Genomic DNA, 5,662 nt, shown 5'->3' with positions numbered 1-5,662 from the left:
CCACTTTTCACCCACTTGGCGATTTTTTAAACCCAGCCTTAGCCCTGCTAGGACAAGGTTTAAAGAAATCACCAATTGGGCAAAAATTGGATTTTGCTAATCATCCCTATTTATGCAAAGGTCTCATATTATTTGTTTTGTATTCTTGCTGCTTATTGCTAAGCATAAATCCATGATTAAAGGGAAGTTAATTTTTTAAGATTACAGTAAAATACTTAAAATTCAAACAATTCAGTTGTGTATGTCCATAATGTATAACTTAAAAATTCAATGAGTACAAAAGAAATCCCTATCTATATTATTAACTTAGACAGAAGTCCTGATAGACTGTGTTATATGAGTGAGCAGTTATCTAAGACAGAAGTGCCATTTGAAAGAATAGTGGCAGTTGATGGTAGTCAACTTGAAGTTGAAGCATTGCAGTATTACCAACGGCAATCAAAGCGTTCGTGGAGTCATTATACGACCTTATCTGCTGGGGAAATTGGTTGTGCTCTTAGTTGGCATAGTGCTTGGCAGATAATATCAGAGCATAGATCTAAGGCATGTATTGTATTAGAAGATGATATTAAAATACAGGGTAATTTTAAAAGTACAATTAATACTTTGTTTAAAAATTTAGACGAAAATATTGTTATTGATTTATCTGGCAAAAAAGGCGTTATAGAAAAAGCAAGAAAAAATATTGATGGCATTACACTGATTCGCTACCAAACACCACCACTTGGAAACTTAGGGGCTATTTATGGAAAATTAGCAGCTCAAGTTTTTTTAAATAAGATGCAAAATTTTAAAGCACCTGTTGATACGCTACAACAAATGCTCTGGCAGCATAATGTTCAAACATGGTCTTTGGAAATAGGTTGCTTATCTCATCAAGATTGCGATGTAGGGGGTTCGACAATTACAACCCAGAAAAAGAAAATATTACCAAAAGTGAAAAAAGAATTGGGTCGCCCTTTGTGGAGGGCGTGGATTATTATTAAAAATCTGTTATCAAATTAACCAAATAAACAGAAGGAAATAAACTTTCTTTATTGTATAGAGGTCTTTGCATAATGATGAATAATCCATTAATTTGAAAACTTTTCCAGCGACACCAAGTAGTCCTCTGGGGGTAAAAACACACTTAGTCTTGCTAGAGGCGTGGATTTAAAAAAATTGTCCAAATTAATAAAATCTGTCATTTTGTTAATCATCCATCATTATGTAGAGCTTTCACATAAATAATTTTATAAAAAATATAGGGAAAATTGCCCTATTTCTAATGGCAACTCTTGGCAATTCTAATAAATTTTCCTTGTTATTTGCACGACCTTTACGAACAGTGGTTGCAGTTTTATATCCTGCCTTAGCAACCATATTGACAATTTCATCATTGTAATCCCCATAAGGATAACAAAAATGATCAATAGGGCAATTAAACCGCTTCTCAAGGTCGGATTGAGATTGCTGAATTTCTGTTTTTGCCACTTCAATATCGCAATTAGAAAGATGAATATGATTTTGAGTGTGTGCACCAATCTCCATGCCTCCGTTCATCCATTTTTTTATCTCATCTTCACTCATTAATGGGTTTTCTGGCAGACCTTTCTCAATATCCCATTCATTGATACCACCTATCTTTTGACTAACAATATAACATGTGGCGCTATGTCCAAACTTTTTCAATATGGGCAGTGCATGGATTAAATTATTTTTATACCCATCATCAAAAGTGATTCCCACAACCTTACCTTGCTTTTTTCCCGTTAAATAAGGTTGTAACTCAGTCATGTTTAGCCCCTTATATCCCAGTTTTTTTAGGAGCCACATTTGTGACTTAAATAATTTAGGTCGCACATTCAAACCTCGCATCGTAGTACCTATTGGCACTGGATCGATGTTGTGATACATAAGGATTGGAATGGATTTATGATTCATATCGCATAAATTATACCAATCCAGTAAAATAAAACCCATTTAAATAACCAGTAAAAAATAGATGCGAAGTTTGTAGGATTGTTACATCCAATAAGTTGGAAATAGCGTCATAATCAATACATATAGCGTCAATATGTTAACAAGAGACCTTTGCATAAATATGAATAATCATCAAAACGCCATTTTTCACCAACTTGACAATTTTATGAAACACAGCCATAGCTTTGCTATGACTATATTTCATAAAATCACCAAGTCGGCAAAACTTGTCATTTTGCTAATCATCCCTACTGATGCAAAAGTCTCAACAAGATAAAAGAAGGTGGAGGCGCTTATTTCTTCTTTTTAATAAACTTCATTAAACGACGCTTCTTAGCAATTTGTCTGGCATTTAAAACATTTTTCTTATCTTTAAAAGGATTGTCCCCACTCTTATATTCAATATGCATTGGTGTATTGGTAAGTTTTAAGGCATCAATAAAAAAGTTTTTTAAGTAGCGGTCGTAAGCATTAGGTACGCTTTGTAAATGGTTGCCATGAAAGGTTAAAGTGGGTGGAAATACATCGGTTTGATTGACATATTTAACCTTAAGTCGCCTACCTTTAACAGGAGGTGGTTGGTGTCCATGGTTGGCATCTGCCAAAATTTTGTTGAGTTCGGGGGTGCTAAACTCAGCACCTGCATTTTGGTACGCTTTGATAATAGGGGCGAATAACTTACCAACGCCTGAGCCATGTAGAGCAGAGATGTAATGCACGCTGGCGTAATTAACAAACGATAATTTAACCTCTAATTTGCGTTTTACTTCTTGTTTTTGATAAGCATCTAACCCATCCCATTTGTTAATCACAATGAGTAAGGCTCGACCGTTATCAGCACTCATACCTAATAAAGTCGCATCTTGTTCGGTAATGCCTTCATGTGCATCTAAGACTAATACCACGACATGAGAGCGTTCTACAGCTTCTTTAGCTTTTAAAATTGAGAATATTTCAACCTTTTCATGCGTAGAGCGTTTACGACGAATGCCCGCAGTATCAATTAGTGTGTATTTTTGCCCCTCTCGTTCAAAAGGGATGTAGATGCTATCACGGGTTGTACCAGGCAAGTCAATTGCCAAGACGCGCTCTTCGCCTAAGATACGATTAACCAAGGTAGATTTACCAACATTCGGTCTACCTAAAACTGCAACTGCAATACCTTTAACTTCCTCTTCCTGTGCTCCCTCTTCTTCTTTTGGAAGTAACACCAAGGTGTAATCAATTAAATCGCCAATCCCTTGTCCGTGTTCTGCTGAGATGAGTTGTGGCTCACCTAAGCCTAACTCGTAAAATTCTATTGCTAAAGAGGGGTCTAAGCCTTCGGCTTTGTTGCAAACCAAAACAATATCTTTTTTGAGTTTTCGTAATTGAATAGCAATCTCTCTATCTAAGCCAATCACACCATCTCGACTACTGACAATAAAGTAAATGACATCAGACTCTTCAAGAGCATTGAGCACCTGTAATTGGATGCCATTATCGATAATATTGTCTTGATTGGTTAGACCGCCAGTGTCAATTAAGGTGACATAAGTTTCGCTGTCATCGTCAAATAAAATTTCGCCGTATTGACGATCGCGTGTTAAGCCTTCAAAGTCAGACACCAATGCCTGACGCGACCTACTGAGACGATTAAATAAGGTGGACTTACCGACATTTGGGCGTCCAACGAGAGAGATGACGGACATGATAAAAGATGCTTAGAAATTAGTTCAAATCATTGAGTTTGATTTGAATCAAAGGCATTAACTTTGAATCCTCGCCTAATTGAGATATTGCCAATTGATAATGCTCTTTTGCCGCCTTAATGTTGTTTTGTGCAAAATAAATATCACCTTTGATATTGTCATGCAAAGCACTAAATGCTTTGTTGGTGTTGTCGCCTAATATGTCAAGGGCTTTATCAGCATCATTGATTTCTAAATATACATTGACCGCTCTAAATTTTGCATTTTGTGCGATAAATTCATTTGTGCTGTTGGTTAATGGTAATAAATAATTAAGCGCGTCTTGATAATTTCCTTGGTTGACTGCTTGTTTTGCCATTATTAAATCTGCTTGCTGTGCGTAAGTACTCTGAGCATGATTTTCTTTAAGCGCCTTTAAGGCATCGGTATTACCCGGGTTAGCAACCACTGATAAGTAGTGAACTCGTGCTTGCATAGCACCTTGATGTTGTTGTTGTTTATAATAATCAAACCCCCAAAGCCCCCCTAAACCCAGAGACACACCCATAATAATCTGCAATGCATTTTCTTTAATCCACTTTTTGATTTGTTCGGCTTGCTCTTCGTCGGTTTTTCCTACTTCAATAAAATTTTTCATATTTGTCCTTTTAAATAGTTTATTGCGTCTTCTATACGCATTTCTTGTTGTTTACCTTGACCTTTAAGTGGTTTAATTGCCACTTGATTGTTGTTTAACTCCTCTTCTCCTAAAATAATAGCAAAATCGGCATTTGCTTTATCGGCTTTTTTAAATTGTGATTTAAAGCTACCCATCGTGATATCATTATAAAGGATTAGTGTTGGTAATGCTTCATGGAGTTGCTTAGAAATTTGCAATGATTTTATTTGTGCCTCATCACCTAATGCCACGATATAAGCAGACAGTGCATGATCAGTAATTGATAAATTTTGCTCTTGAATCAATAAAATCAAACGCTCTAAACCTAATGCAAAACCAACGCTGGGGCAAGGGTTGCCGCCCATTTTTTCGACCAAACCATCGTAGCGCCCACCCGCACATATCGTGGCTTGTGCACCTAAGTCAGTGGTGGTCCATTCAAATACAGTGCGATTGTAATAATCCAATCCACGCACCAAGCGTGTGTTAATGACATAAGGAATATCCATACACTCTAAATAGGTTTTAAACGCATCAAAGTGCTTAGCAGATTCCTCATCTAGATGCGCCATTAATTTAGGTGCTGCTTCAATTAATGGTTGTAAATCTTTATTTTTAGAATCTAGAATTCTGAGTGGATTGGTTTTTAGGCGTCTGCTAGAATCTTCGTCTAACTGGTCTTTGTGCTGCGTGAAATAGTCAACCAATACGCTACGATAGTTGGCGCGCGCCTCGTTAGAGCCAAGTGTGTTGATTTCTAAAGTGATATTCTTTAGACCTAAGTTTTGCCACAATGAATGGGTGATGGCAATTAATTCAGCGTCACTCTTTGCGTTATGCGCACCGAATACCTCAGCACCAATTTGATGAAACTGACGGTAACGACCTTTTTGAGGGCGCTCGTGCCTAAACATTGCGCCTTGATAAAAGACTTTTTGAATGCCTTCTCTTGGTAGATTGTGCTCAATCATTGCACGCACCACACCTGCGGTATTCTCGGGTCTAAGGCTTAATAAATCGCCATTTGAATCCGTCCAAGTGTACATTTCTTTTTCAATAATGTCTGTTGTTTGACCAATTGCACGACAAAAAGTATCCGTCTTTTCCACGATTGGGGTGCGGATATTCTTAAAGCCATAAGTAATAAAGGTATCAAAGATGATTTTTTCTAACGATAGCCACAAATGAGAGTCTTTGGGTAGACAATCGTTCATTCCACGGATAGCGTTGATTTTGTTCGACATTGCTAAGTTAAATAATAAATTGGGTGTATTTTACTATGAGAGACCTTTGCATAAATATGAATAATCATCAAAACGCCATTTTTCACCAACTTGACAATTTTATGAAA

6 protein-coding genes are annotated in these 5,662 nt (G+C 36.8%); 2 read left to right on the top strand and 4 right to left on the bottom strand.

The annotated features are described in order from the left end of the window. Positions 1-270: 270 nt before the first annotated feature. Entirely contained in the window at positions 271-1,005 is a 735-nt protein-coding gene (locus tag BBROOKSOX_RS08655) for a glycosyltransferase family 25 protein (protein WP_139661056.1), read from the top strand. Positions 1,006-1,218: 213 nt separating this feature from the next. Here the strand turns inward: BBROOKSOX_RS08655 and BBROOKSOX_RS08650 are convergent, their stop codons facing one another. Continuing rightward, positions 1,219-1,962, bottom strand: coding sequence for a polysaccharide deacetylase family protein (locus tag BBROOKSOX_RS08650; RefSeq protein ID WP_257607821.1), 744 nt, complete (start codon positions 1,960-1,962; stop codon positions 1,219-1,221). A gap of 121 nt (positions 1,963-2,083) precedes the next feature. On the opposite strand from BBROOKSOX_RS08650, the gene BBROOKSOX_RS08645 reads away from it, so the two are divergent. After that, positions 2,084-2,239 carry a hypothetical protein gene (locus BBROOKSOX_RS08645; protein ID WP_180323938.1) on the top strand — a complete coding sequence of 52 codons (156 nt, stop codon included), beginning with the start codon at positions 2,084-2,086 and terminating at the stop codon, positions 2,237-2,239. 16 nt (positions 2,240-2,255) lie between these two features. Here BBROOKSOX_RS08645 and der read toward each other — a convergent pair whose 3' ends face one another. From der to hisS, 3 genes are read right to left on the bottom strand one after another with little or no spacing between them, the layout of a single operon-like run. After that, positions 2,256-3,653 carry a ribosome biogenesis GTPase Der gene (gene der / locus BBROOKSOX_RS08640; RefSeq protein WP_139661053.1) on the bottom strand — a complete coding sequence of 466 codons (1,398 nt, stop codon included), beginning with the start codon at positions 3,651-3,653 and terminating at the stop codon, positions 2,256-2,258. A gap of 19 nt (positions 3,654-3,672) precedes the next feature. Then, the gene (locus tag BBROOKSOX_RS08635; RefSeq protein WP_139661051.1) at positions 3,673-4,290 is read right to left on the bottom strand and encodes a YfgM family protein; all 618 of its coding nucleotides are present in this window, start codon (positions 4,288-4,290) and stop codon (positions 3,673-3,675) included. Further along, complete coding sequence (gene hisS / locus BBROOKSOX_RS08630; RefSeq protein WP_139661048.1) at positions 4,287-5,555, bottom strand: histidine--tRNA ligase; 1,269 nt, start codon at positions 5,553-5,555, stop codon at positions 4,287-4,289. The genes BBROOKSOX_RS08635 and hisS overlap by 4 nt, the downstream gene beginning before the upstream one ends. Between the last annotated feature and the right edge of the window lie 107 nt (positions 5,556-5,662).

Source organism: bacterium endosymbiont of Bathymodiolus sp. 5 South (assembly GCF_900128535.1).
Taxonomy (GTDB): Bacteria; Pseudomonadota; Gammaproteobacteria; order PS1; family Pseudothioglobaceae; genus Thiodubiliella.
This window is presented reverse-complemented; position numbering and strand designations above follow the sequence as displayed.

Excerpts from the sequence above, each read along its gene's own strand:
- BBROOKSOX_RS08655 (WP_139661056.1), top strand. The coding sequence starts at position 271 with ATGAGTACAAAAGAAATCCCTATCTATATTATTAACTTAGACAGAAGT.
- BBROOKSOX_RS08650 (WP_257607821.1), bottom strand. The coding sequence starts at position 1,962 with ATGGGTTTTATTTTACTGGATTGGTATAATTTATGCGATATGAATCAT.
- BBROOKSOX_RS08645 (WP_180323938.1), top strand. The coding sequence starts at position 2,084 with ATGAATAATCATCAAAACGCCATTTTTCACCAACTTGACAATTTTATG.
- der (WP_139661053.1), bottom strand. The coding sequence starts at position 3,653 with ATGTCCGTCATCTCTCTCGTTGGACGCCCAAATGTCGGTAAGTCCACC.
- BBROOKSOX_RS08635 (WP_139661051.1), bottom strand. The coding sequence starts at position 4,290 with ATGAAAAATTTTATTGAAGTAGGAAAAACCGACGAAGAGCAAGCCGAA.
- hisS (WP_139661048.1), bottom strand. The coding sequence starts at position 5,555 with ATGTCGAACAAAATCAACGCTATCCGTGGAATGAACGATTGTCTACCC.